19 protein-coding genes and 1 tRNA gene are annotated in these 25032 nt (G+C 64.3%); 7 read left to right on the top strand and 13 right to left on the bottom strand.

Going from position 1 to position 25032, the window contains the following annotated elements; all coding sequences use genetic code 11:
* Positions 1 to 16: 16 nt before the first annotated feature.
* Together rdgB and hemW are read left to right on the top strand one after the other, a co-directional pair.
* Positions 17 to 631 (top strand): RdgB/HAM1 family non-canonical purine NTP pyrophosphatase, encoded by a 615-nt coding sequence (rdgB, locus tag K6G35_RS04210; protein WP_286879808.1) that lies wholly within the window; start codon positions 17 to 19, stop codon positions 629 to 631.
* Positions 628 to 1887: a radical SAM family heme chaperone HemW gene (gene hemW, locus K6G35_RS04205; protein WP_286879806.1), complete on the top strand. Its 1260-nt coding sequence runs from the start codon at positions 628 to 630 to the stop codon at positions 1885 to 1887. The genes rdgB and hemW overlap by 4 nt, the downstream gene beginning before the upstream one ends.
* Before the next feature lie 116 nt (positions 1888 to 2003).
* On the opposite strand, the gene K6G35_RS04200 is transcribed toward hemW, so the two are convergent.
* Positions 2004 to 2522 carry an outer membrane lipoprotein gene (locus K6G35_RS04200; protein WP_286879804.1) on the bottom strand — a complete coding sequence of 173 codons (519 nt, stop codon included), beginning with the start codon at positions 2520 to 2522 and terminating at the stop codon, positions 2004 to 2006.
* Between the two features lie 239 nt (positions 2523 to 2761).
* Here K6G35_RS04200 and K6G35_RS04195 point away from each other — a divergent pair.
* Positions 2762 to 2851 (top strand) — tRNA-Ser (locus K6G35_RS04195).
* Positions 2852 to 2927: 76 nt separating this feature from the next.
* On the opposite strand, the gene K6G35_RS04190 is transcribed toward K6G35_RS04195, so the two are convergent.
* From K6G35_RS04190 to K6G35_RS04170, 5 genes are read right to left on the bottom strand one after another with little or no spacing between them, the layout of a single operon-like run.
* Complete coding sequence (locus tag K6G35_RS04190) at positions 2928 to 4124, bottom strand: acyl-CoA dehydrogenase family protein (RefSeq protein ID WP_495676129.1); 1197 nt, start codon at positions 4122 to 4124, stop codon at positions 2928 to 2930.
* Positions 4124 to 5332 carry an acyl-CoA dehydrogenase family protein gene (locus tag K6G35_RS04185; protein WP_495676128.1) on the bottom strand — a complete coding sequence of 403 codons (1209 nt, stop codon included), beginning with the start codon at positions 5330 to 5332 and terminating at the stop codon, positions 4124 to 4126. The genes K6G35_RS04190 and K6G35_RS04185 overlap by 1 nt, the downstream gene beginning before the upstream one ends.
* A 3-nt stretch (positions 5333 to 5335) precedes the next feature.
* Positions 5336 to 6307 (bottom strand): tripartite tricarboxylate transporter substrate binding protein, encoded by a 972-nt coding sequence (locus K6G35_RS04180; protein WP_008646055.1) that lies wholly within the window; start codon positions 6305 to 6307, stop codon positions 5336 to 5338.
* A 59-nt stretch (positions 6308 to 6366) separates the two neighbouring features.
* A complete protein-coding gene (locus K6G35_RS04175; RefSeq protein ID WP_495676127.1) occupies positions 6367 to 8469 on the bottom strand; it encodes an acetate--CoA ligase family protein in 2103 nt (700 codons plus the stop codon).
* 1 nt (position 8470) lies between these two features.
* The gene (locus K6G35_RS04170; protein WP_011515669.1) at positions 8471 to 9289 is read right to left on the bottom strand and encodes an enoyl-CoA hydratase; all 819 of its coding nucleotides are present in this window, start codon (positions 9287 to 9289) and stop codon (positions 8471 to 8473) included.
* Between the two features lie 159 nt (positions 9290 to 9448).
* Between K6G35_RS04170 and K6G35_RS04165 the strand changes: the two genes are divergently transcribed.
* Complete coding sequence (locus K6G35_RS04165) at positions 9449 to 10219, top strand: IclR family transcriptional regulator (RefSeq protein ID WP_495676126.1); 771 nt, start codon at positions 9449 to 9451, stop codon at positions 10217 to 10219.
* Positions 10220 to 10221: 2 nt separating this feature from the next.
* Here K6G35_RS04165 and K6G35_RS04160 read toward each other — a convergent pair whose 3' ends face one another.
* The 6 genes from K6G35_RS04160 to gudD all read right to left on the bottom strand — a co-directional run bounded on the left by K6G35_RS04160 (position 10222) and on the right by gudD (position 18118).
* Positions 10222 to 11307: an alpha-hydroxy acid oxidase gene (locus K6G35_RS04160; RefSeq protein WP_495676125.1), complete on the bottom strand. Its 1086-nt coding sequence runs from the start codon at positions 11305 to 11307 to the stop codon at positions 10222 to 10224.
* Between the two features lie 5 nt (positions 11308 to 11312).
* Positions 11313 to 11999: a Fe2+-dependent dioxygenase gene (locus K6G35_RS04155; protein WP_035881605.1), complete on the bottom strand. Its 687-nt coding sequence runs from the start codon at positions 11997 to 11999 to the stop codon at positions 11313 to 11315.
* 79 nt (positions 12000 to 12078) lie between these two features.
* The gene (locus tag K6G35_RS04150; protein WP_234819095.1) at positions 12079 to 14358 is read right to left on the bottom strand and encodes a TonB-dependent receptor; all 2280 of its coding nucleotides are present in this window, start codon (positions 14356 to 14358) and stop codon (positions 12079 to 12081) included.
* A 449-nt stretch (positions 14359 to 14807) separates the two neighbouring features.
* The gene (locus K6G35_RS04145) at positions 14808 to 15401 is read right to left on the bottom strand and encodes a YXWGXW repeat-containing protein (protein WP_495676124.1); all 594 of its coding nucleotides are present in this window, start codon (positions 15399 to 15401) and stop codon (positions 14808 to 14810) included.
* A 211-nt stretch (positions 15402 to 15612) separates the two neighbouring features.
* Positions 15613 to 16668, bottom strand: a complete 1056-nt coding sequence (locus K6G35_RS04140; protein ID WP_495676123.1) for a Bug family tripartite tricarboxylate transporter substrate binding protein — start codon at positions 16666 to 16668, stop codon at positions 15613 to 15615.
* 94 nt (positions 16669 to 16762) lie between these two features.
* Entirely contained in the window at positions 16763 to 18118 is a 1356-nt protein-coding gene (gene gudD / locus K6G35_RS04135; protein ID WP_495676122.1) for a glucarate dehydratase, read from the bottom strand.
* A 162-nt stretch (positions 18119 to 18280) separates the two neighbouring features.
* Between gudD and K6G35_RS04130 the strand changes: the two genes are divergently transcribed.
* Together K6G35_RS04130 and K6G35_RS04125 are read left to right on the top strand one after the other, a co-directional pair.
* Positions 18281 to 19030, top strand: a complete 750-nt coding sequence (locus K6G35_RS04130; protein ID WP_495676121.1) for a FadR/GntR family transcriptional regulator — start codon at positions 18281 to 18283, stop codon at positions 19028 to 19030.
* Positions 19031 to 19195: 165 nt separating this feature from the next.
* Positions 19196 to 20773 (top strand): aldehyde dehydrogenase (NADP(+)), encoded by a 1578-nt coding sequence (locus K6G35_RS04125; RefSeq protein WP_035881599.1) that lies wholly within the window; start codon positions 19196 to 19198, stop codon positions 20771 to 20773.
* Positions 20774 to 20877: 104 nt separating this feature from the next.
* On the opposite strand, the gene alaS is transcribed toward K6G35_RS04125, so the two are convergent.
* Positions 20878 to 23502 (bottom strand): alanine--tRNA ligase, encoded by a 2625-nt coding sequence (gene alaS, locus K6G35_RS04120; protein ID WP_008647132.1) that lies wholly within the window; start codon positions 23500 to 23502, stop codon positions 20878 to 20880.
* Positions 23503 to 23751: 249 nt separating this feature from the next.
* Between alaS and K6G35_RS04115 the strand changes: the two genes are divergently transcribed.
* A complete protein-coding gene (locus K6G35_RS04115) occupies positions 23752 to 24972 on the top strand; it encodes a CaiB/BaiF CoA transferase family protein (protein ID WP_008647133.1) in 1221 nt (406 codons plus the stop codon).
* Positions 24973 to 25032: the final 60 nt, after the last annotated feature.

Here is a 25032-nt window from a genome sequence, read left to right as displayed (position 1 = left end):
GCAGGGGAATATGTCGATGCAACGTCTGGTTCTGGCCTCCAACAACCCCGGCAAGCTGCGCGAATTCAGCGCGCTGCTCTCTCCGCTCGGCTTTGACGTCGTACCGCAAGGCGAACTGGGCGTGCCCGAAGCCGAGGAACCGTTCGCCACATTCGTCGAGAACGCGCTGACCAAGGCCCGCCACGCTGCACGGCTGACGGGAATGCCCGCGCTGGCGGATGACTCGGGCATCTGCGTCGAAGCGCTCGACGGCGCGCCTGGCGTGTACTCGGCGCGTTATGCCCAGACCGTCGGCAAGCCGAAGTCGGATGCGGCCAACAACGCCCACTTGATCTCGCAGCTGGCGGGCAAGCTGAACCGCCGCGCGCACTACTACTGCGTGCTGGTGATGGTCCGGCACGCCGATGATCCGCGCCCCATCATCGCCGAAGGCATCTGGGCCGGCGAGGTCGTTGACGCCCCGCGCGGCAATGGTGGCTTTGGCTATGATCCGCACTTCCTGCTGCCCAGCGTCGGCAAGACGGCCGCCGAGCTGAGCGCCGAAGAGAAGAACACGATCAGCCATCGTGCCCTGGCACTTCAGGAACTGGTGGCCCGCCTGCAGACCGCCGGCATCAAGAGCTGCGCATGATCCCGATCGTCCCTGTCGGCGGTGGCACGCCGGCCGCATCCTCGCCGCTATCCCCGGCCGACAACCAGAAGCTTTGGCTCAAGCCGGGCCAGATCGCCCTGCCCGGCTCGCCACCGCTTTCGCTCTACGTGCACATCCCATGGTGCGTGCGCAAATGCCCGTATTGCGATTTCAACTCGCACGCGGCACCGGGCAAGCCGGATAGCCATGAGATTCCCGAGGACGCCTACCTCGACGCGCTACGCGCAGATCTTGAGCAATCGCTGCCACTGGTATGGGGACGTCCCGTGCATACGGTGTTCATCGGCGGCGGCACGCCGAGCCTGCTGTCGGCCGCTGGGATGGACCGCCTGCTATCGGACATCCGCGCGCTGCTGCCGCTCGATGCCGATGCCGAGATCACGATGGAAGCCAACCCCGGCACCTTCGAAGCCGAACGCTTCGCAAGCTATCGCGCCAGCGGCATCAACCGGCTGTCGATCGGCATCCAGAGTTTCAACGACGCCCACCTGAAAGCGCTTGGCCGGATCCACGGCGAGCGCGAGGCACGCGCGGCCATCGACATCGCGCTGACGCACTTCGACAACGTCAATCTGGACTTGATGTATGCGCTGCCGGGGCAGACCCTGGACGAATGCGCGCGCGACCTGGACGCAGCGTTGTCGTACGGCACCACGCACCTGTCGCTCTATCACCTGACGCTGGAACCGAACACGCTGTTTGCAAAGTTTCCGCCCGCGCTGCCGGACGAGGATACCGCCTACGAAATGCAGGACATCGTCGAGGCCCGTACGGCCCAGGCTGGGTATCGCCACTACGAGACATCGGCCTACGCGAAGCCGCATCGCGAGGCGCGCCACAACCTCAACTACTGGCGCTTCGGTGACTATCTCGGCATCGGCGCCGGCGCCCACGGCAAGCTTTCGTTTCCAAACCGCATCCTGCGGCAGATGCGACACAAGCACCCGGCCACTTATATGGAGCAGGCTCTGGCTGGCAACGCCGTGCAGGAAGCGCGCGAAGTCGGCGCTGACGAACTCCCGTTCGAATTCATGCTCAACGCGCTGCGTCTGACGGACGGCGTGCCGGCATCGAGTTTCCACGACTACACCGGCCTGCCGTTACACATGATCGGCAAGCAGCTTGCCGCGGCCGCGAAGAAGGGACTGCTCGACGCCGACCCTACCGTGATCAAGCCGACTGAACTGGGCCGACGCTTCCTCAATGACCTGCAGGAAATGTTCCTGAAGGATTGAGGTTGCCCACATAGAAGGCTCGACGAGAGCGTCAAGCCAGAATGAAAAACGCCACGCGAATGCCGCGTGGCGTTTTCTTTTGCCGATGTATCGAGGTAGCGAGGTATCCGGTGAGCTTAGTACGCCGTCGCCATATCGTTGGCCACTCGCGCGCGATCACCGACGCGCAGGTTGCCGATATTGCTTTGCGTCACCGTCGCCACGCGACCATCGTCCAGTCGGACATTGACGCGATACGCAGTGCTGGTATTCGACCCGGCCCGCTTCTCGATCTGATTGCCCGCCACCGCGCCACCCACCGCGCCGACGATCGTTGCCACGGTCTGGCCAGAACCGCCACCAATCTGGTGTCCAAGCAAACCGCCCGCCGCACCACCAATCACGGTGCCCAGAATGCCCGAACTGCCCTGCGTGCTCTGGATCGGCTCGATCGATTCCACGCGGCCCACGAACACCGAACCGGCAGGCGCCTGATAGGTGTTGGTTCCCGGCTGTTGATAGCCAGTCGGCGGCGGCGCCGTGCTGTAGTTGCCGTAACCGCCATAGCCCGGCTGCGCACAACCGGCCAGTCCGGCCACCAGCGCCAGAGCACCGGCAGCACCAAGAACCTGCCACGGTTTACGTTGTTCTTGCATGAAGTATTCTCCTCAAATCGCCTGTACAAACAGCGAACCTGCAGTATGAGACTGCATTCGCGCCTCTCTTAGGAGGCGCGATGGGCTGACAAGGTTCCGCTGTCTCGGACAACTCGAAGGACGGCTCCAAAACAGCGAACCCACTCCATCATGATACTGCCAGCCCGCGCATCCCTGTATAATGCGCGGCCGGGCATACGCGCTGTCACGCTACAATGCCCGCAAATCTTCCAGACACCGGAAGCGTGGCCGAGTGGTTTAAGGCAGCAGTCTTGAAAACTGCCGATGGGGTGACCCATCCGTGAGTTCGAATCTCACCGCTTCCGCCAGACTCCTCCGTGCGCGAACAGTCGGACGGTCAGACTGCCCTCGGCACATGCCCGCCTCCCGGGCGGCTCCGCCGAATCAGGCCCCCAGGCAGGACTTCGCGATAATGCCCAACTGGACCTCGGCGGCACCGCCGAAGATCGTGTAGGCCCGTGCATTGAGGAAGTCAGGCAGCAAACACGCGCGCAACACCTCGTCTTCGGAAGGCTCCTCATCGTGGGCGTCGTCCGCGCGCCATCGCAAGCTTTCGGCGCCAACAACCGTCGTCCCCATTTCGCTGATTGCCTGCCGCAGCCTGCTGGCGCGGAGCTTCAGGACCGACGCCACCGGACCGGGGCTCTCACCCGGCGCCACCGAGCACATTGTCTTCAATTCGAGCATCTCGAAGGCGTCGAGATCGGCGCGCACCTCTCCGAACCGGAGCCGCCGCAAGGTCGTGACAGTGGTATCGCCATCACACTGTGCCTCTCCTGCCAGCACATCGCCGACCCGCTTGAGTTGCGAGCGCAGGCGAGGACTGAAGATGCCAGCCCCGCGCTCGAACTCGAGCAGATAGCGCGCGCACTGCCAGCCTTCGTTCTCCGCGCCGATGCGGTTGACGACGGGCACGCGCACGTTGTCGAAGAACACTTCGTTGACGTCATGGTCGCCACCTATGGTTGGAATCGGGCGAACCGAGATCCCGGGCGTCTCCATGTCGATAAGAATGAAGCTGATGCCCTCCTGCCGCCGCCCTTCGGTGCTGGTGCGCACGAGTGCGAACATGCGATTCGCGTGGTGGGCGTGGGTCGTCCACAACTTGCTGCCGTTGATGACGTAGTGGTCACCATCGCGCACGGCGCGGGTTCGCAGCGATGCCAGATCGGAGCCGGCGCCCGGCTCCGAGAACCCCTGGCACCAGTAGTCCTGCCCGGAAAGGATGCGCGACAGGTATGTCTGCTTTTGCGCCTCGGTGCCGTATCGCAATATCACCGGCCCGACCAGCCTCACCCCCATCGGGTGGACAAGCGGCGCGCCAGCGAGTGCGCATTCCGTCTCGAAGATAAATCGTTCGATAGCACTCCATCCCGTGCCGCCCCACTCCCTGGGCCACAGCGGGACGAGCCACCCACGCTCACGCAGACGTGCCTGCCACGGGCCCGAGATTTCCGGCTCCGGATACATCGCCGTCGTGAGTTGCTGCCCCCGACGCAGTTCCGCAGGCAGATGCTCGCGCAGGAAAGCGCGTACGGTGTCCCGAAACTCGACAAGTTCGGGTGTCAACAGCAGATCCATCAGTGCGCCTCCGCATATGCCGCCACAGCGTGGCCAATTGTCGCCGGGTCGAGCAAAGTCTGGCTCATGCGCCAGTCGCCGGTGTACATGTCATTCCCCAATTGCATCGAATGCCAGTCGGCATGGCCATCCTGCAACCGGAAGCGCGTCAGCAGTCGGAACAACGCTGCTACGTGAAGCTCCTCCGAAACGCCCATCCCCCCATGCAACTGCACGGCCTGGGCGGCAACATAGCGTGCGGCACGGCCCGTACAGGACTGAGCTAGCGATGCCGCATCGCGCGCCAGTCGCCGGTCCGCAGCGATGCGAAGCGCGGCCAGTTCGCAAGCGGCACCCGCTTCCTCGCAGCAGACCGCCATTTCCGCAAGCCCGTGCTGTACCGATTGCAGGGCGGAGAGCGGCCGACCGAACTGTTCACGCTGCGTGACGTGAGACACGGTTGCTTCCAGTGCCGCTCGCATCGCGCCAGCAGCTTCCCCGCAGGAAGCGACCAACGCCTCTGCAACGATCGTCATGAAGCCCTCGGCAATCTCCTGCTCGGAAGCGTTTTGGCCCAGGCGGGCGTCATCCGGCAGATAAACCTCGTCGAGCACGAGGTCTGCCGCGCGGCTGCCGTCCGCGACCAGGCATGCGCGCGACGTCTTGCCCTCGGCATCCGACGGAACGATGAACAAGCCGGTTCGGGGATGTGCGCCCTCAGCATGAATCGAGGCGCTGACCACCAAAGCATCGGCATCCGCCCCACCCACAACCAATGACTTCTTCCCACGCAGCGTCCATCGCTCGCCGCGCGGATCCCATCTCGCCGTGGTCGCCGGCATCGCCCATGGGTCTTCACGCCCCGGCTCCGTATGAGCCATCGCAAGACAGCGGTCGCCTGTGATCAGCGGCGCCAGCCAGGTATCGCGCTGCTGCATACTTCCCAGTGTCGCGATGAGCTTGCCAGCCATCAGCACGCCACTCCGATAACCGGGCGCTGCCACGCGATACCTGCCGAACGCCCGCATGAGCAACCCCACCTCGATCGGGCCACCGCCGAAGCCGCCATCGGCTTCGGCAAATGGCAGAGCGAGCCAGCCCATTTCCGCGAACGCTGGCCAGTACGCGCGCGCATCCCTGGCCTGCCGGATGTCGTCGGCATTGCCCGCCAGCCAATGCAGCGCACTGCTCTCGAGCAACGTCTGCGTTTCCGTGAATGTCAGCTGCATGACTCAATCCGCCTGCGCGCCAGAAGCCTTGGCGACCTTCGCCCATTTCACGGCATCCTGCTTGACGAAGCCTGCGAACTGCGTGGGCGTGTTGCCGATGATGTCGAGGCCGAGATCACGGAATTGCTGGATCAGCGCCGGGTCCTTGAGCGATTCCTGGACGGCCACGTAGACCCGTTGCACCGCCTCGGGCGACGTGCCCGCCGGCGCCAGCAGCCCCAGCCATGGCATGGCTTCATAGCCGGGCAGACCCGATTCAGCCACGGTGGGAACGTTCGGCAATGTGGCCGATCGCTTCGCCGTGGTCACCGCCAGCGCGCGCACGCTGCCGGCCTTGATGAACGGCGCCGAGGACGCATAGGCGTCCACCATGACCTGGACGTTCCCGCCTACCAGATCCGTCAGCGCCGGGGCGCTGCCCTTGTACGGGATATGCGTCATGTCCACGCCAGCCATCGACTTGAACAGTTCGGCCTCCAGGTGCGTGGACGTGCCGGTGCCGGCGGAGCTGTAGCTGAGTGCCTTGCCGCTCGTCTTCATATAGGCGATCAAGTCCTTCACGCTATGCACGGGCACCGCGGCGTTGACCTCCAGCACGTGGACGACCGAAGCCACTAGCGTGATCGGCGCAAAGTCCCGAACCGGATCGTAGTTGACGTTCTTGTAGATGCTCGGCGCGATGCCCAGCGACGACGCGGCCATCAGCAACGTGTAGCCGTCCGGCGCCTGCTTTGCAACGTAGTCCGACGCAATGACGGTACCGGCGCCAGGCTTGTTCTCGATCACGATTGGCTGGCCAAGCTGCTTGCGCATGCGCTCGCCCAGCGCGCGCGTCATGATGTCGGCGGCACCGCCGGGTGGAAATGGAACGATGATGCGCACTGGCTTGCTCGGATAGGCATCCGCCGCCGCCACGGGCGTGGCGGCAACGGCAGCAAGCATCACCATCGACCCTGCAATCATGCGTTTGATCATGACAGTCTCCTCTTGTAGTTTCGTAGTTTCCGATGAACGTTTCGAATCGCCGGAACGGACTAGCGCGCTGCAGGAAGCACCAGCGCGTCAAGCATCGCCACACCTTGACCACGCTCGCGCACCGTCAGCGGATTGATCTCCGCTTCCCCGGCGGTCTCCCCGAGCGCCACGAACGCATGCCCGAACGCCGCGATCGCCTCGCAAGCACCGTCGAGATCCCGAAGTGGCGTGTTGCGATAGCCATCGAGCAGCGGGAATGCCTTCAACTCTTGCAGCATCTCGCGTGCGCCCGTGGCATCCACCGGTAACAGCCGATGTGTCACGTCCCGGTAGAGTTCGGTAAGCGTGCCGCCCAGCCCCACGGTCAAGGCGGGTCCGAACACGGGGTCTCGCACTGCGCCGACGATCAACTCCACGCCCTGCGCAGCCATCCGTTGCACGATCACGCCGTCGATGCGCGCGGTTGGCACATGACGCTGCACGTTATCCATCACGACGTGAAACGCCTCGCGTACCGCACCGGCGTTTGTGAGCCGTAACTGAACGCCGCCCGCCTCGGTCTTATGCGGCACATCGGCGCTCAGCACCTTCAGCGCCACCGGGAATCCGAGTTCCGCCGCGGCTGCGGCCGCGTCGTCCGCGCTCGTCGCAATGCGCTCGTCGATCGTCGGCACACCGTGCGATGCGAACCACGCGCGCGCTTCGTACTCATTGCCGGGCAGCGATGTCGCGGCTATCGTCGAACCGGCACGTGAAGCGCTGGGCTGCGCCAGCGCGCGCCATGCCTTGCGGGCGCGACGCTCATGCCAGTGGAGAAACGGCGCGAGCGTCTGCATCGTCATGCCGATATCGGTCATGACCGGAATGCCCGCATCGCGCAGAAATTCACGCCGCGTCGAACGGCCAGTGTCGACAGCGACGATAAGCCTGCCGTGCTCCGCCACGACGGTGGCGAGATCGTCGGCCATCCGGTCCAGCAGGTAGCCTGGCGCGTACACGATGATGGTATCGATGGCATCGGAGCTTGCCAGCGCCCCGAGCGCGGTGCGAACGAACCCGGGATCATTGACGACGTTGCCGGTGACGTCGATCGGGTTCGACACCATGCCGTAGTCCGGAATACCAGCCCGCAACGTATCCTGAAGTGCCGCCGGCAGTGTCGGCACCTCGAGCCCGGCGCCGATGCATTTGTCCGCCAGAATCGCCCCCACCGCCCCGGAAATGCTGACGATCGCGACGCGCCGGCCAGCGGAGCGCTGGCGATAACGCGCCAGTTCGGCGATATGCGCCATCTGCGCGAAGTCCTGGCACTCGATCACATTGAGCTGAGAGAATGCGGCACGATAGATCGCCTGGTTGCCGGCCAACGCGGACGTGTGCGAGCGCACGGCTTCGCGCCCCTTGTCTGTTTCGCCAGCCTTATAGATGATCAGCGGCTTGTCCGCCTCCGCGCACGCCGACGCCGCTTCGATGAACCTCGCGCCGTCGCGCAGCTCTTCGATATAGCCGATCACGACATCCGTCTGCGGGTCCTGGGCCAGGTACTCGAGGTACGTCGAGTAGTCCACGCAAGCCTCGTTGCCCGTGTTGATGAATTGGCTGAAGGGCACACCCAGCTCGCGGGCGATGGCGAACACCGCCGCGCAGACATTGCCACTCTGCGTCAACAGGCTCACGCGACCCCGCTCCGTCTGTACCGGCGCGGTCTTGAATACCGATGCAAAGGCCGTATAGGCGTGCGTGTTGAGGTTGGCGAAGCCCATGCAGTTCGGGCCTGCCACCAACATGCCGCTGTCCCTCACATAGGCTTCCATGACGTCCTGCAGGGCCGCGCCGTTTTCTCCGGCTTCGGCGAAGCCTGCCGCATAGACGATCGCCGCGCGGATGCCGCGCGCGTGGCAGCGCTTAAGCATCGCGGTCACATCCTCGGCCGCGATCGCGAGCACCGCCAGGTCGATGCCTTCCGGCAGGTCTTCCACCTGTCGATAGCAGCGCAGGCCGAATACGCTCTCGTACTTGGGATTGACCGGGTAGACGGCACCGGCGTAGCCGAATCGAACCAGCAGGTCTATCGGCATACCGCCGATGCGGCCCGGATTGTCGCTGGCGCCGATGATCGCGATGGAGGCGGGATTCAACAGGGGTTCGAGCATATGCGCCATGTCAGCGGGTTCCTTGCTTGTCGGCGTCCACGGCGACGTTCTTGACGATGGCCTTGGCAAGGCCGGCATCCCGCGCGCGCAGGAACCCCTCCCCGAGATGGGAGAGCTGATGGGTGTCGAAGTGCGCCGACAGCGCCGAACGAAGACCCTGCGCGTCCAGCGTGCGGTTCAGGGAGCGCTTGATCAGATGCAGGCCGAACGGCGGCGCCTTGGCGATACGGGCGGCCAGCGCATCGGTTTGCGCTTCGAGTTCGCCTTCCGCGACCACGCGATTCACCATGCCAATGCGCAACGCTTCAGCTGCATCGATCCGATCCCCGGTGAAGAGCATTTCCTTGGCTTTCCTGAGCCCCATGACCCACGGATGAATCAGCACCTCGGTGGCCGCCGCGCCGAGCGAGTGGCCGACCGGATCGGAGAAGTACGCCGACTCGGAGGCAACCACCAGATCGCACATATTGGCGATCATGAAGCCGCCGGAGACGCAGGCGCCCTGCACTTGCGCGATGGTCGGCTTTGGGAAATCCCAGATGCGCATGCAGTAGTTGAAGTACCGCTCGCTTTCGTACGCCCAGCGCTCCTCCACCGTGAAGTTGGCGCGTTTCTCCTGCGCTTCCTTGAGATCGTGCCCGGCAGAGAAGTGCGCACCGCGACCGCCGATCACCACCACGCGCACCGAGTCGTCGGTGGCCGCTTCGGACATCGCGTGATCCAGTTCGTCCAGCATCCGCTGGCTTTGCGCATTGCGGGCGCTTTCGCGCGCCAGCCAGACGCGACGCACGGCGTCGCGCTGTTCGATTTCGATGGTGGTGTAAGGCATCCCGGCTCCTCTGTTCGATGTGGTTTGACGTCTTGGCTGTGTCGAGTGATTCCAATCGAGTGTAAAAGCAGGTATTTTCACAATACAAACACAAGCAACGGTTTTGACCACTATATGGACACCACGAAAACCCGAAGCACGAACGAGGGAGAGACAGAAATGCGCGATGAGACGGCGGGAAGGAAGACCGCGGGCGCGCAAACATTGCGCCGGGGGCTGGAAATCCTGAGGCTGCTGGCCCGCCATCAGGAAGAAGGCGCGACGTTGGCGGATATCGTCACGGAAAGCGGCCTGGAGCGGCCGACGGCATATCGGCTGCTCTGCTCGCTCGAGGAGGAACGCTTCGTCGAGCGCAACATCCACAGCAAGCGCTATCGGCTCGGTATCGACGCTATGCAGCTTGGTGCCGCCGCCGCGGAGAAGGCACCGATCGTCGATCTGGTCGCGCCTCTGATGAAGAAGCTGGCTCGCGTGTCGGGCGACACGGTCTTCCTGGTGGTGCCACAAGGAGACTTCACGGTCTGCCTGCACCGCGAGGAAGGGCCGTTCCCCGTGCGCGTGTTCACGACGGTGCCGGGCCAACGCCGGCTACTTGGCATCGGCGCTGGCGGCCTCGCGCTGATGTCGGCAATGTCGGACGACGCGATCCGCGAGGTTCACAAGCGCAAGCACGCACTTTATGCCGAAGCCGGAATGCCGATCTCGCGACTACTGGCGGCAGCGGCCAGAAGCCGACGCAAGGACTATGCGGAGATCGTGGATACCATCACCGAAGGCGTCTCCGGCGTGGGATGCGCGTTCCAATTGCCGTTTGGCGCGTCGGCGGCCATCAGCTTCGGCGCGATCAGCAGCCGCATGACCGCAAGCCGCCGAGACGAACTCGGCGCGTTGATGGTGCGGGAGCTATCGACGATGAACCCGGCTGGATAGCGCTACGGCGTCCGGCCCATCACCGTCGACGCATCAATATCGCGCAGCGTCGGCCTGCCGAGCAAGGCCATTGCGGCTTCCAGTTCGGTTTGCAGCAGCGTCAGCATATGGACCACGCCCGGCATCCCGCCGACCGCCAGCGCGTGCAGCACCGGCTGGCCAAGCAGTACCGCGGAGGCACCCAGCGCGATCGCCTTGACGATATCGGTACCGCGCCGCACGCCGCCATCGAGCAGGATCGGCACGGCACCAGCCACGGCGGCGGCAACAGCGGGCAGCACGTCGATCGTGGCGGGAAGCGTGTCGAGCACGCGGCCACCGTGATTCGACACGATGATGCCCGACACCCCCGCATTCAGCGCGGCAGGCACGTCGGCCGGATTGAGCAAGCCCTTGACGAGTACCGGCAACGCGGTCTGTCCGCATAGCCACTCGATGTCAGACCAGGTCGGTGCATGGGCCAACATACCGCGAAAGACCGGACTCCCCACGCTTGCGCGAATCGGCTCGTTTGCGGCAAACCCAGCAAGATTGACCGCACTGACACCATCGGGCAATCGAAACCCCGCGCGCTGCTCGACATTGCGGATGCCGCTGACAGAAGCGTCAATCGTCACCACCAGCGCCTTGTAGCCCGCCTGCTCTGCCCTGCGAACCAGCGCAAGCGTGTCCTCGCGCCGTGGCTGCATGTAGAGCTGGAACCAGAGTGGCGCGGTGGATGCGCGCGCGACCTCTTCCAGCGTGACGCTGGCCTGGGTGCTGACCGTCATCCAGGTGCGGGTGAGGGACGCCCCCTGAACCGTCGCCAGTTCACCGTCGGGATGGACGAGCTTGTGATACGCGGTTGGGGCAATCAGGATCGGATAGTCGAGCGTCTCGCCGAACAGTTCGGACCGGGCCGATGCCTGCGACATGTCGACAAGCGCGCGAGGCATCAGCCTGATGCGCTCGAATGCGGCGCCGTTCTCGCGCTGCGTTACCGCATCCGCCGCCGCGCCCGCGATGTAGGCGCGAATCGCCGGGTCCACCCTTTCGTGAAAGCGATACTCGTAGTCACGCAGCGAAACAGTGTCGGCGGGGATCTGCATGGGAGTCAAAGCTCTGCCCAGCGCCTGAGCAGGTTGTGATAGTGGTTGACCAGCGCGAGCACGGCGTCCTTGTCGTCGCCGAGTTGTCTGCGGACTTCCATGATCGTCAGATCGAGTTCGTAGAGCATTGTCCGCTGGCCGTCGTCCTTGACCATCGATTGCGCCCAGAAGAACGAAGCCCAGCGAGCGCCGCGCGTGACCGGGGTCACGGCGTGCAGCGACGACGCAGGATAGACCACCATGTGCCCGGCCGGCAGCTTCACCGTATGGCTACCGTACAGGTCCTTGATCACGAGTTCTCCGCCGTCGTATTCGTCGGGATCGGTCAGGAAGAGCGTGCTGGATACATCGGCGCGGATGCGCATCCCGCCGGTGCCCGGCACGGTACGGATGGCATTGTCCACGTGCGTGCCGAATGTCATGCCGCCTTCATAGCGATTGAACATTGGCGGCAAGACACGCAGAGGCAACGCGGCGGAGTGATACGAGGCATTGCGACCCAGCGCGGTCAGGATGAACTCGCCAAGCTCTTGTGCCACCTCGCTATCGACGGGAATCTGCAGATTGAGCTTGGACTGGGCCGCGAGATCGCCCGCAGTAGCGCGACCGTCGACCCAGTTCGAACTTTCCAGCCGTTGCCTGCAGTACCGGACTTCCTCCGGTGTGAGGACATTGGGTATCTGAATGAGCATGGCAGTTCAAGGTTTGGCGGAGCGGCGCACGTACGCCGGAAAGCGTATGGTAGCCGCTCCGTAAAGCCCGCGACTTGCGTTAGAACGTCATGCCGACGTTAAACAGGAACGTCCGGCCGGAGGTGGGCACGGCACGCACCGCGTTGAACGACGACTGATAGTTCAGGCGATTCGTCAGGTTGTAGGCATTGAGCGACGCGCGGAACTTGCCCTGTTTATAGCCGATCATCGCATCGAGCGAGAAGTTATCGGGCATACGCGCGGTGTTCGCCGTGTCCGCCCAATAGGCCGACGCGTACTGGAGACCGCCACCCACTGTGAGCCGGCCCGGCAACGGCAGGATCGTGTGCGGAATGTCATAGCTGGTCCAGAGCGTCACATTGTGGCGCGAGACGCCAGGGGCGACATTGCCAATCGAGGTAGGCGCCGTGGCCGAGGTGACGATGCCGTCCAGGTAGGCATATGCCATCGTGGCCGACCAGTTGTTCGTAATCCGCCCGCTCAGGCCAATTTCCGCGCCGCGGATGCGCCGGCCTTCACCGGAATCCGAGAAACCGTTGGTGATGTCTCCGGTGATCGGGTCAACCGTGTACGCGTTGTACTTCTTGGTCTGGAAGATCGCACCGGTCACGCCCAGGCGCTTTTCGAGGAAATCCAGCTTGGCGCCCACTTCGATTGTGTCGGCACGCTCTGGCTCGGTGTTGACACCGTTCTGCGGCACCTCGGACTGCACGCCGCCGACCGCCACCGCGATATCGGTCCCGACCGGACGATAGGTGCGCGAGAACGACGTGTAGAACATGTAGTCCTTGGTCGGCTCCCAGATCGCGCTGATAGCCGGGCTCAGCTTCTTCGAATCGGATACGCCACCGACCGAGGACGCATTGGTCGAGTACTCGCTGCGGAAGTAGTCCCAGCGCAGGCTGCCCATCAACGAGAACTGGTCGTTGAACCAGACGCGGTCGTTGGCGAATACGCCAACGTCGATCGAGTTCGCATCGCGCGTGGTGCCGCCATAACTGACCGTCGCACCCGGGCTGTTATAGAAAATCGGGTTCATGACAGTCTGGTTGTTCATGCGGCCCGTCCAGGTGCCCATGTCGCGATGGTCACGCTGGTAGATCGTATCCAGGCCAACCATGGCCTTGTGACGGAAGCTACCGGTATGAAACTCGCCCTTGGCGCTCAGCACGTTCTGAATGCCCCAACCGCGCTGCAGATAGGTGGAACCGCCGCCCGCGCCGTACGCCAGACTCACGTTGCCGCCCGCCAGCAACCGCTGCAGGCTCGCGTAGTTGAGCGACGCCGGGTTGGTGGAAGAGAAATCACGCTCGTAGAAGCTGAAGCGCGTGTCGTTGTTGATGGTAATGCCGTTGTCGAGCCGTTTCATGAACGACGACGAGACGATATGGGCGTCGGTGATGTCCCGGTCGGTATTACGGACGTAGGACGTCGACGACGCGTAACCCGGTACGTTGTACTCAGGCAGCGGACGGAAGATGCCATCCGCACCCTGCGCCAGCGGCACGCCGTAGTCCGGCGCGCCACTGCGGTGCAGGTAGGAGTAATTCAGGTGCCATTCCGTGCTGGTGCCCAGACCGGTGCCGAAATCGATGGCGAAACCACGACGGTCGTCATCGACATGGTCGCGATCCGCGACACGGCCATTCTGGAACACGCCGTTGATACGGACAGCGGACGTATCGTTCAGGCGGATATTGCTGTCGACCGTCGTGCGGTACGTCGACGCCGAACCAACGCCCTGGTCGATGCTGGTGCTCGTGTTCAGGTTCGCCCGCTTGGTCGACTGGTTGATCAGACCACCGATATTGCCCACGCCGAAGGTCTCACCCGACGGTCCCTTGATCACTTCCACGCTTTCGGTGTTGAAGCTGTCGCGCTTGTATGCACCGAAGTCCCGCAGACCATCGACATAGATGTCGCCCTTGGCGGAAAGGCCGCGAATGCGGAACTGGTCGCCGTTCTGCCCGCCGTTGCCCTCACCCGTGGAAATCGTAATGCCCGGCACGTTCTTCAGGATCTGCTCGAGGGAAGTGGCCTGCTGCTGCTCGATGACCTCCTTGGGCACGACGTTGATCGTCTTGGGCGTTTCCTTGATGGTCTCCGGCAGACGCGAGATCCCTGTCGGTGCGTCATTGGTGTTTGGAACACCCTTGCCCGTTACCGTGACGGACGGCAGCACATTTCTGTCGTCGGCCGATCCAGCCGAACGCTGACCTTCAGGCGCGGTTTGCGCATGTGCGACCAGTGGAACAGCGGACACGGAGATTGCCAGACCGGCTGAGGCCGCGCCAGAAACCAGCACGCGGATGGCACTCGATAGGATTTTTTGCTGCACGGAAGACTCCAGCATGAATGACTTGAAATGACGTTCAGTGCTGCCGCGCCAGTCGAAGTCAGGCCGCGATCCAGCTTCGATCGCGACCACCTCATTGCGGGAATGCGGTGTTGCAAGGCAAAGGGATACCCGCTTGCGTCCGGGTGGGACGCAAGAACGTTTTCAATCTTGTGGAATGGCGGGTCACGGCCAGCCGGAACGACTGGCGCTGGCCTTGGCCCTTGTCAGGCGGGTGTTCGCATTTGCGATTGGATCAAGTGACGGCAGGAAGCACAGACCTGTAAATGTAAATTATTCGCATTTACATTGTCAACCATCAAGCACTCTGGTTGACCTTAGATGTAGACATTTGAAGCCTGAACCGAACGCCGCGCGGCGTCCTTCACCGAACGGCTTCCTGCGTCCCACCCGGACCTCGTCGTGGTCCGGGCGGTTCAAGCCACATCAAATCAATACTGCTGCCAGACGCCCCCGGCGAAGGTCCAGCCGCCGCCGCTGCGATACCAGTGTCCTGGCACCCAGAAAGCGCTGTCGCGCCGCGCTTCCCAATGGCCGGCGACCCATTCATGCCGGCTGCCTGACCACCGCCAGTACCCGCCAATCCAGACATGCCCTGGACCGGGCGGTGGCGGCATGACTTCCACGCGTGGCATTGGCGGCGGCACGTTCACGACGATTGGCGCCACACGGGCCTGCTGCACCAGCTCCACCCAGCGCCCGGGATGGAACACCCATTCGCCATGCTCGTCACTCCAGTGCGCGCGCTGGTACACCATGTTCACGCGCGCCTGCTCCCAATGCCCGCCGTTCCATGCATAGCGGCCGCCCTTCCAGACCCAGTGTCCGGGAATCCAGTAGGCGTCGACATAGGGGGCCGGAGGAATCTCCTCGACGATCGGCGCCGGCGGCGCCTGGGTAATGTGTTGCACTTCGACGCGCTCGACATGACGCGGCGGCTCGACGACACAACCGCTCAGGCCGGCGGCCGCAACGCAAACGGCCGAGAGCAGAACAGTGCCGGGAAGTGAAAGACGAGAAGACATCGGGGCGATCCTCCAGAGTTATGTGCCCATAACGGGAGGCGCCGAAACCACGATGACAGACTTACAAACGGTTGCATCGATGTCAGGCCGCACACCGAAGCCTGAAAGCAAAAAGCCCCGCCATCAAGGCGGGGCAAGCACTTCCATGGAGCTACCTGAATTGACCCCCCACAGATTGCGGAGCCGGGTGTGTGCGGCAAGCACACGGCGATCACTCGGCCGTGATCTTGCCCTGCTCGATCACGGTCTTCCACCGCTTGAGCTCCTGCGTCTCGAAGTCCGCGAATTGCTCGGGAGAGTTCCCCACGACCTCGAAGCCCTGCTCATTGAGCTTCTGCTGCATCTTCGCGTCCTTGAGCGCCGTCACGATGGCGCCATGCAGGCGCGATTTCACATCGGCGGGCAGCCCCTTCGGCGCTGCCACCCCTTGCCACGAGTACACCTCCACGTCCTTCACACCGCCCTCGGCCATGGTCGGCACGTTCGGCAGCACGGCCGACCGCTTGTCTGACGTCACGGCCAGCGCGCGCAGTTTGCCCGAGCGAATGTGCTGAAGCACCGCGTTGATGTTCTGGAAGGACACGTCCACCTGGCCGGCCAGCAGATCCGAGATCGCAGGCGCGCCGCCCTTGTACGGCACATGCAGGCCATCCGTGCCGCTCTTCTGCCAGAACAGCGCCGCGGTCAAATGGTCGGACGAACCGGCCCCCGACGTCGCGAAGCTGACCTTGCCCGGGTTCTTCTTCATGTAGGCCACCAGTTCTTGCAGCGTCTTGGCCGGGAAGTTCGGGTTGGCGACCAGCACATTGGGGGCGCGCACTGCCACGGTGAGCAGGTCGAAATCCTTGGCCGGGTCGTACTGCAGGTTCTTCTGCAGGAACGGATTGACGGCATAGACGCCGATCGACGCCACCATCATCGTGTAGCCATCAGCGGGTGCACGCTTGACGAACGTCGCGCCGATCGCGCCGGTAGCGCCCGGCCGGTTGTCGATCACGAACGGCTGACCAAGCTTCTCGTTGAGCGGGGCCGCCAGCATCCGCGCAATGGTGTCGGTGGAACCGCCAGCCGGGAACGGCACGACCACCGTAACGGCTTTCTGCGGCCACGCGGTTGTCCCGGTGGTGTTAGCCAGCGCGGTGGTGCTTACGATCGCCCCGGCGGCAAATGCGAGGGCCACGCCAAGGCAGCGGCGCAGCAACGTGGACGGGAGGGACACGCGCCGCGTGCCCCCTTGCGCCACAATGGGCGAGAGTGTCTGGAACATCGTTTGTCTCCTGCTTTGACGAAAAGCGTTTGGCTTGTTGTTATCTGTTTGTCGTGGCGAAACACCCACTGCCCCCGCCACGTTGCATGGCGCGTCAGCGCACCATGCAGGGCATCTTGTTGTTGAACTTCCAGCCCGGGATCAGGAACTGCATCGCGATCGCATCGTCACGCGCGCCGAGTCCCTTTTCCTGATAGAGGCGGTTGGCGCGCGCGAGCGCATCCATATCCAGCTCCACGCCCAGGCCAGGTGTCTTCGGTACCTGCACCAGGCCGCCTTCGATCCTGAGCGGGTTGCGTGTGAGGTGCTCGCCGTCCTGCCAGATCCAGTGCGTGTCGATTGCCGTCACGCGGCCCGGCGCGGCGGCGGCCACATGCGTGAACATCGCCAGCGAAATATCGAAGTGATTGTTCGAGTGCGAGCCCCAGGTCAGTCCCCACTCCGCGCACATCTGCGCCACGCGGACCGAGCCCTGCATGGTCCAGAAGTGCGGATCGGCCAGCGGAATGTCGACCGAATGCAGGCGCACCGCGTGACCCATCTGACGCCAGTCGGTGGCGATCATGTTGGTGGCCGTAGGTAATCCGGTGGCGGTGCGGAACTCGGCCATGATCTCGCGGCCCGAGTAGCCGTCCTCGGCGCCACAGGGGTCCTCCGCATAGGCCAGCACGCCATGCTTGTCGCGGCAGAGGCGGATCGCATCGGCCAGCAGCCAGCCGCCGTTCGGGTCGAGCGTGACGCGCGCTTTCGGAAAACGCTCATGCAGCGCGAGGATCGCCTCCATTTCCTCGTCACCGCTCAGCACGCCACCCTTGAGCTTGAAATCGTTGAAGCCGTAGCGTTCGTACGCGGCCTCGGCCAGTCGCACCACGCCTTTCGCATCCATCGCCACTTCATTGCGCAGGCGGAACCATTCGTTGTCCGCATCCGGCTCGGTGCGATAGTCAAGCGTCGTACGCTGGCGATCACCGACGTAGAACAGGTAGCCCAGCATCTCCACCGCGTCGCGCTGCTGGCCTTCGCCGAGCAGGGCCGCCACGGGCACCTGGAGGTGCTTGCCGAGCAGATCGAGCAGCGCGGCTTCGAGCGCGGTCACAGCATGAATCGTGATGCGCAGGTCGAAGGTCTGCAGACCACGTCCCCCGGCATCGCGGCTCGCGAACGTGGCTCGAACCTTGTTCAGCATCGCCTGATACTGGCCGATAGGTTGACCAACCACGAGCGGGCGCGCGTCCTCGAGCGTCTTGCGAATGCCCTCGCCGCCCGGCACTTCGCCAACGCCGGTATTGCCTGCGCTGTCGCGCAGGATCACGATGTTGCGGGTGAAGTACGGGCCGTGGGCCCCCGACAGGTTCATCAGCATGCTGTCGTGGCCGGCGACGGGGACAACGGTCAGGTCAGTGACGACAGGCGTGGCACCAGCGGCGCCTTGAAGGGAAGCGGCATTCATGTCGGTTGTCTCCGGGCCAGCGCTGCCACAACGTGAGGGTAGCTGCAAGCACCTGTGTGTTATCGGTCGTCGTATGACTTATGACGAAGTATAATGAGCGCATCACTACACGGTCAACAACCAGTGATCGCCACTGGCCAAGATCCAAGATATCTGCCCGCCATGTCCAATGCCCCGCTGACTTCGCCCGCTCCCCTGCGCCGCCGTGGCCGCACGCTCGCCGAAGAGGTGGTCGGCAGCCTGACCGAGAACATCCAGCAGGGCCAGCTCAAACCGGGCGACAAACTCCCGACCGAATCCGAAATCATGGCCAGGCTCGGCGTGAGCCGCACGGTGGTGCGCGAGGCGCTGTCGCGGCTGCAGGCCAGCGGCATGGTGGAGACGCGCCACGGCATCGGCACTTTTGTCCTGAATCGCCCTGCGGAAACGCAATCGCCGTTCCGCATCGACCCTTCGGCCATTGTCACGGCGATGGATGTGCTGGCAATGCTGGAATTCCGCGTCAGCCTGGAAGCCGAAGCCGCCAGCCTGGCCGCCACGCGCCGCAGTGACGACCAACTACGGGCAATTCGCCGGGCACTCGACGACATCAAGCACAGCGCGCTGGAGGGCAGCGATGCGGTAGGCGCCGATTTCGAATTTCACCTGTCTATCGCACGCGCCACGGGCAACCGATACTTCAAGGACATCATGGGCCACCTCGGCACGATGGTGATCCCGCGCAGCCGGCTGCAAGTCAGCCAGCCCGAGCGCGAGCAGTATCTGGAACGCGTGAACTTCGAGCACGAAAGCATCTACGACGCCATCGAGCGACGCGACCCGGAAGCCGCCAAGGCTGCCATGCGGATGCACCTAACCAATAGCCGGGAGCGTTTGCGCAAGGCATCTGCAATGGCGGGATCGACGGCCTAAGGCACGCCCGCTATATGTTGCCCGCGGGGGAATCCCTACGGGCGACGCGGTTGCGGCATGCCGCGCCATGTCATATGATGTCTTACGACAAAATCACTTCCAGCCTGATGTGACGGCCACGCTGGCCGCCATGCCAATCCCTCCTCACCCGCAGGACCCAAGATCATGACGATTACCGGCGAAATGCTGATCGGCGCGAGCGCCGTGCGCGGCACAGAAGAGACGTTTTACGGGATCAACCCGGCCACCGGCGAGCAACTCGAACCGGCATTCCACAGCGGCAATGCCAACGACGTCGAGCGCGCCTGCGTGCTGGCGGAGGCGGCCTTCGATGCCTATCGCGCCACCTCGCCCGAACAACGCGCCCGCTTCCTGGAGTCGATTGCCGACGCCATCGAAGCTATTGGCGACGAACTGATCCAGCGCGCGCACGCCGAAACGGCACTGCCGCTCGCCCGCCTCCAGGGCGAGCGCGGCCGAACCACCGGTCAGTTGCGCCTGTTCGCCCGGGTGCTACGCGACGGCCGCTGGCAGGATGCCACGCTCGACAGCGCCCTGCCCGAGCGCGCCCCGCCGCGCCCCGACCTGCGGATGCAGAAGATCGCGGTCGGTCCCGTGGCCGTGTTCGGCGCCAGCAACTTCCCGCTGGCTTTCTCGGTGGCTGGCGGCGACACCGCGTCTGCTCTGGCCGCCGGTTGCCCGGTTGTTGCCAAGGCCCACCCCGCTCACCCCGGCACGTCCGAACTGGTTGGCCGCGCCATCCAGAAGGCCGTGGCCGACAGCGGTCTGCCTGAAGGCGTGTTCTCGCTCGTGATGGGTGTAGGTAATGCGATCGGCACGTCGCTGGTTGCCCACCCTGCCATCCAGGCGGTCGGGTTCACCGGATCGCGCACCGGTGGGCTGGCCTTGGTGAACGTGGCCAACACGCGCCCGCAGCCGATCCCGGTCTATGCCGAGATGAGCAGCATCAACCCCGTATACCTGCTGCCCGAAGCCTTGGCCGCGCGCGGCGAACAGATTGCCCGCGACCTGATCGACTCGCTGGTGCTCGGCGTCGGCCAGTTCTGCACAAACCCCGGCCTGCTGCTGGCCATCGAAGGTCCGGCCCTTGAGGCATTCCGCGCGACTGCCCTCGCCGCGCTGACCGGCAAACCCGCCGCCACCATGCTGACGCCGGGCATCCATCAGGCGTTCGAACGTGGCGTCACGCAACTCTCCGATATCGCCGGGCTCTCGCGTGCGGCCTGCGGACTGGATGCGACGGGCCCGAACCAGGCGCGCCCGGTATTCTTCGAGACCTCGGCGGAGCAGTTCATTGCCGACCACCGCATGCACGTCGAAGTCTTCGGCCCGTCCACGGTACTGGTCACCTGCAAGGATGCCGAGGCACTGCTCGCCGTGACGCGCATCCTGGAAGGCCAGCTCACCGCCACGGTGCAGGCGGATGCCGGCGACCACGCACTGGCGGCCCGCCTGCTCCCCGCGCTGGAGCGCAAGGTCGGTCGTGTGCTGTTCAATGGTTTTCCGACCGGCGTGGAAGTGTCGTTCGCGATGGTCCACGGTGGCCCGTTCCCGGCGACGTCGGACACGCGTACAACCTCGGTGGGCGCTAGCGCGATCGACCGGTTCCTGCGTCCGGTGTGCTACCAGAACGTGCCGGCGGACCTGCTGCCGCAAGCCGTGCAGGACGGCAACCCGCTAAACCTGTGGCGACTGAAGGATGGCGAACTCGGCCGCGCCTGATCTGGCGACTTCGCAATAAAAAACGGCTGCTCACGCAGCCGTTTTTTATTTCCCGAGAAAGGCCTTCCGTTACGGGAGGCCTTCCTCATTGATGCCGACGGGGCTCAGACCTTCGCCGACACCCACTCCGTCACGCCAGCCAGCGCCTTCGGCAGATTTGCCGGATCGGTGCCGCCTGCCTGGGCCATGTCCGGACGGCCACCGCCCTTGCCGCCCACTTGCTGGGCAACGAAGTTGACCAGTTCGCCGGCCTTGACCTTCGACGTAGCATCGGCGGTCACACCCGCGATCAGGCTCACCTTGCCGTCAGCCACAGCTGCCAGCACGATGGCCGCGCTCTGCAGCTTGTCCTTGAGCTTGTCCATCGTTTCGCGCAGCGTCTTCACGTCGGCGCCGTCGAGCTGGGCAGCCAGCACCTTCAGGCCCTTGACGTCCACGGCCTGCGCCGCAAGCTCATCGCCTTGCGACGAAGCCAGCTTGCTCTTGAGCTTTTCCAGTTCCTTCTCGAGCGCGCGAACCTGGTCCTGCACCTGGCCGATGCGCGGCACCAGTTCCGAAGGTTGCGCGCGCAGCGCGGCGGCGGCTTCGTTGAGACGTGCGTCGAGCGATTGCAGGTAGTGCAGCGCGTTGTCGCCGGTGATCGCCTCCACGCGGCGGATGCCAGCGGCCACGCCAGCTTCCACGACGATCTTGAACAGGCCGATATCGCCGGTGCGGGTCACGTGCGTGCCGCCGCACAGTTCCTTCGACGTACCGATTGACAGCACACGCACATCGTCAGCGTACTTCTCGCCGAACAGTGCCATCGCGCCGCTCTTGACCGCGTCGTCGAACGGCATGACCTGTGCCACGGTCGGCGCATTGCTCAGGATCTCGGCATTGACGATCTCTTCGATCTGGCGGATCTGCGCATCGGTCAGCGGCGCGTTGTGCGAGAAGTCGAAGCGGGTCTTGTCCGGATCGACCAGCGAGCCCTTCTGCTGCACGTGGGTGCCCAGCACTTCGCGCAGCGCCTTGTGCATCAGGTGGGTGGCCGAGTGGTTGCGCACGGTGCGCGCGCGGCGGACCGCGTCGACCTGTGCCGCCACGGTATCGCCCACCTTGAGCGCACCATTGGCCAGCGTGCCCTGATGACCGAACACGTCGGACTGGATCTTGGTGGTATCCGCCACGGCGAACACGGCCGGGCCCGACACCAGCGTGCCCTGATCGCCCACCTGACCGCCCGACTCGGCGTAGAACGGCGTGTTGTCCAGCACAACCACACCGCTCTGGCCCGGCTGCATCGTGTCGACCGATGCGCCATCAACGTACAACGCGGTCACACGCACGCCTTCCATCGAAAGCGAGTCGTAGCCGTGGAACACGGTCTTCTCGCCCGAGTATTCGAGGCCTGCGGCCATCTTGAACTTGCCGGCCGCACGGGCCTGTTCGCGCTGGCGGGTCATCGCTGCGTCGAACGCCGCTTCGTCCACCGTGATCTCCTGCTCGCGCGCCACGTCCTGCGTCAGGTCGAGCGGGAAGCCGAACGTATCGTGCAGCTTGAACGCCAGTTCACCGTCGAGCACCTTGCCGCCCTTGGCCTTCAGGTCCGCCACGGCGGCGTCGAGGATCGACATGCCGTTTTCGATGGTTTCGAAGAAGCGTTCTTCCTCGGCCTTCAGCACTTCCACCACGCGCGACTGGGCTTCGGCCAGTTCCGGATAGGCTTCGCCCATCTGCGCGACGAGGTCGCCCACGAGCTTGTGGAAGAACGGCGTCTTCTGACCGAGCTTGTATCCATGACGAATCGCGCGACGCACGATACGGCGCAGCACATAGCCACGGCCTTCGTTGCCCGGAATCACACCGTCGACGATCAGGAACGAGCAGGCGCGGATGTGGTCGGCGATGACCTTCAGCGAATTCTGGTTCAGGTCCGCGATATGCGTTTCACGGCCAGCGCCCTTGATCAGTGCCTGGAACAGATCGATCTCATAGTTGCTATGCACGTGCTGCAGCACGGCGGCAATACGCTCCAGGCCCATGCCGGTGTCCACGCACGGCTTGGGCAGCGGCGTCATGGTGCCCTGCTCGTCGCGGTTGAACTGCATGAACACCAGGTTCCAGATCTCGATGTAGCGGTCGCCGTCTTCTTCCGGCGATCCCGGGGGGCCGCCCCACACGTCCGGGCCGTGGTCGTAGAAGATTTCCGAGCACGGGCCGCACGGGCCGGTATCGGCCATCTGCCAGAAGTTGTCCGACGCGTAGCGCGCGCCCTTGTTGTCGCCGATACGCACGATGCGGTCGGCCGGCACGCCCACTTCCTTGGCCCAGATGTCGTAAGCCTCGTCGTCCTCGGCGTAGACCGTGACCCAGAGCTTATCGGCGGGGAGCTGGTAGACCTTGGTCAGCAGTTCCCACGCGTACTGGATGGCCTCGCGCTTGAAGTAGTCGCCGAACGAGAAATTGCCCAGCATTTCGAAGAACGTGTGGTGACGTGCCGTGTAACCCACATTCTCGAGGTCGTTGTGCTTGCCGCCGGCGCGCACCGAGCGCTGCGACGACGTGGCGCGTACGTAGGGACGCTTGTCAGTGCCGAGGAACACGTCCTTGAACTGCACCATGCCCGAATTGGTAAACAGCAGCGTCGGGTCGTTCGCCGGCACCAGGCTGGACGAGCGGACCACCGTGTGGCCCTTCGACTCGAAGAACTGAAGGAACTTGCTGCGAATGTCGGAGACTTTCATGTTGTGCGGGCGCAGCCGGCGTCGAGGCACGGCGCAGTCAGTCAGGTTGGATTTGCAAACCGTTGATTATACGGGGAAGGCCCGTCCCGGGGCAGTGGTGGGCAGGTGTCCGTCGGCAAGCGCCCTGACAGGCAGACGGCTGTCCGATTATCGCCCAACGATCTTCCTTCGGGATTCCGCGCAGGGACATCGCCCGACTGCCCCGGTGATAGAGTGCTGGCTCTTTCGAACCTGCCTGCCGCCATCGCCATGGGAGCTTTAAGCCATCTTCGCGTCCTCGACCTGACCCGCGTGCTCGCGGGCCCGTGGTGCGCCCAGAATCTTGCCGATTTCGGCGCCGACGTGATCAAGATCGAGCGCCCCGGCGCCGGTGACGACACGCGCATCTGGGGCCCACCCTGGCTCAAGACCCCCGAGGGCGAAGACACGGCCGAGGCCGCCTACTATCTGGCGGCCAACCGCAACAAGCGTTCGGTGACGTGCGACATCAGCACGCCGGAGGGGCAGCAACTCGTGCGCGACCTGGCCGCGCAGAGCGATGTGGTGCTCGAAAACTACAAGGTCGGACAACTCAAGAAGTATGGCCTCGATTATGAATCGCTCAAAGCGATCAAGCCGGACCTGATCTACTGCTCGGTCACTGGTTTCGGCCAGACCGGCCCCTACGCCCAGCGCCCGGGCTACGATTTCATTATCCAGGGCATGGGCGGCTTCATGAGCATCACCGGCGAGCGCGACGACCTGCCCGGCGGCGGCCCGCAGAAAGCCGGCGTGGCGATCTCTGACCTCATGACGGGACAGTACGCCACCATCGCCGTGCTGGCCGCGCTGGCCCACCGCGACCGTACCGGCGAAGGCCAGTACATCGACATGGCGCTGCTGGACGTGCAGGTGTCGATGCTGGCAAACATGAACACCAATTACCTGGCCAGCGGCGTCCCGCCGAAGCGCTGGGGCAACGCGCACCCGAACATCGTCCCTTACCAGACGTTCCAGGCCGCCGATGGATGGCTCATCGTCGCGGTGGGCAACGACGGCCAATTCCGCAAGTTCGTCACCGCCGGCGGCCGCCCCGAGCTGGCCGACGACCCGCGCTTCGCCACCAATCCGCAGCGCGTGGCGCACCGCGACGTGCTGGTACCGATCCTGGCCGAGATGGTGGCGCCGCGCACGCGTGAACAGTGGATTCTGGACCTGGAGCGCGCCAGCGTGCCGTGCGGGCCGATCAACACGCTCGACGAGGTCTTCGAGAACGAGCAGGTGGTGGCGCGTGGCCTGCGCGTGGACCTGCCCCACCCCTCGGCCGGCACGGTCAAGCTGGTGGGCAGCCCGATGAAGATGAGCGCCACGCCGACCGAGGCGCTGCGCCATCCGCCGTTGCTCGGGGAGCACACGGATGTGGTGCTTGGCGAGACACTCGGCTACAGTGCCGAACACATCGCCGCCCTGCGCAACAAGGGCGTGGTCTGACCTTCCCCGCCCACGCTTTCCGCCATTGACTTGACCGCACCCGCTCCGGCGGGTGCGCGC

It is taken from the genome of Cupriavidus sp. HY129 (assembly GCF_059492215.1).
Note: the sequence above shows the minus strand (reverse complement) of the source record. Positions and strands in the feature narration are given on the sequence as shown.

What these genes read in the sequence shown, in the direction of transcription:
- gudD (WP_495676122.1), bottom strand. Translation starts at nt 18,118, where the DNA reads ATGAATGCCGCTTCCCTTCAAGGCGCCGCTGGTGCCACGCCTGTCGTC.
- rdgB (WP_286879808.1), top strand. Translation starts at nt 17, where the DNA reads ATGCAACGTCTGGTTCTGGCCTCCAACAACCCCGGCAAGCTGCGCGAA.
- K6G35_RS04140 (WP_495676123.1), bottom strand. Translation starts at nt 16,668, where the DNA reads ATGTTCCAGACACTCTCGCCCATTGTGGCGCAAGGGGGCACGCGGCGC.
- K6G35_RS04160 (WP_495676125.1), bottom strand. Translation starts at nt 11,307, where the DNA reads ATGCAGATCCCCGCCGACACTGTTTCGCTGCGTGACTACGAGTATCGC.
- K6G35_RS04125 (WP_035881599.1), top strand. Translation starts at nt 19,196, where the DNA reads ATGACGATTACCGGCGAAATGCTGATCGGCGCGAGCGCCGTGCGCGGC.
- K6G35_RS04115 (WP_008647133.1), top strand. Translation starts at nt 23,752, where the DNA reads ATGGGAGCTTTAAGCCATCTTCGCGTCCTCGACCTGACCCGCGTGCTC.
- K6G35_RS04180 (WP_008646055.1), bottom strand. Translation starts at nt 6,307, where the DNA reads ATGATCAAACGCATGATTGCAGGGTCGATGGTGATGCTTGCTGCCGTT.
- K6G35_RS04155 (WP_035881605.1), bottom strand. Translation starts at nt 11,999, where the DNA reads ATGCTCATTCAGATACCCAATGTCCTCACACCGGAGGAAGTCCGGTAC.
- K6G35_RS04190 (WP_495676129.1), bottom strand. Translation starts at nt 4,124, where the DNA reads ATGGATCTGCTGTTGACACCCGAACTTGTCGAGTTTCGGGACACCGTA.
- K6G35_RS04175 (WP_495676127.1), bottom strand. Translation starts at nt 8,469, where the DNA reads ATGGCGCATATGCTCGAACCCCTGTTGAATCCCGCCTCCATCGCGATC.
- K6G35_RS04130 (WP_495676121.1), top strand. Translation starts at nt 18,281, where the DNA reads ATGTCCAATGCCCCGCTGACTTCGCCCGCTCCCCTGCGCCGCCGTGGC.
- K6G35_RS04185 (WP_495676128.1), bottom strand. Translation starts at nt 5,332, where the DNA reads ATGCAGCTGACATTCACGGAAACGCAGACGTTGCTCGAGAGCAGTGCG.
- hemW (WP_286879806.1), top strand. Translation starts at nt 628, where the DNA reads ATGATCCCGATCGTCCCTGTCGGCGGTGGCACGCCGGCCGCATCCTCG.
- K6G35_RS04200 (WP_286879804.1), bottom strand. Translation starts at nt 2,522, where the DNA reads ATGCAAGAACAACGTAAACCGTGGCAGGTTCTTGGTGCTGCCGGTGCT.
- K6G35_RS04145 (WP_495676124.1), bottom strand. Translation starts at nt 15,401, where the DNA reads ATGTCTTCTCGTCTTTCACTTCCCGGCACTGTTCTGCTCTCGGCCGTT.
- alaS (WP_008647132.1), bottom strand. Translation starts at nt 23,502, where the DNA reads ATGAAAGTCTCCGACATTCGCAGCAAGTTCCTTCAGTTCTTCGAGTCG.
- K6G35_RS04170 (WP_011515669.1), bottom strand. Translation starts at nt 9,289, where the DNA reads ATGCCTTACACCACCATCGAAATCGAACAGCGCGACGCCGTGCGTCGC.
- K6G35_RS04165 (WP_495676126.1), top strand. Translation starts at nt 9,449, where the DNA reads ATGCGCGATGAGACGGCGGGAAGGAAGACCGCGGGCGCGCAAACATTG.